This is a genomic window from Jeotgalibacillus sp. R-1-5s-1, assembly GCF_004405105.1.
GTDB lineage: Bacteria > Bacillota > Bacilli > Bacillales > Jeotgalibacillaceae > Jeotgalibacillus.
Window position 1 is genome coordinate 1 of the sequence record NZ_SORW01000032.1, and the last position, 325, is coordinate 325.

Sequence of the window (325 nt, forward strand, 5' to 3'; positions counted from 1 at the left end):
CACTGAGGCTCCCTTGACCCGCCAGATAATAATCCACTGCCTGTCGTTTCAATTCCTGAGAGTACGCTTTCCAGGTCTTCGATTCCTTCAATCCGTCGATTCCATCAGATTGATATTTACGGACCCACTCTTGGATGGTCGTCTTGCCAACACTGAATTCCTTAGAGACCATACCCATCGACTTCTTCTCATCTAAAACAGATAACACCACTTTCAACCTTTCATCTAACCTATGATTCGTTACTCGTTTAGACATAAAAATGCCCCCTTCAGAGTAGTAGAGAATTTTTATTATTTCTCTGTCTACTTTGAAGGGAGCATATCA

General features: G+C 42.2%; 1 protein-coding gene. It reads right to left on the reverse strand.

Features of this window, described 5'->3' with window-relative positions; all coding sequences use genetic code 11:
* Positions 1-256: helix-turn-helix domain-containing protein (locus tag E2491_RS12450; RefSeq protein WP_134375983.1), on the reverse strand; the 256-nt coding region annotated here is incomplete at its 3' end.
* Between the last annotated feature and the right edge of the window lie 69 nt (positions 257-325).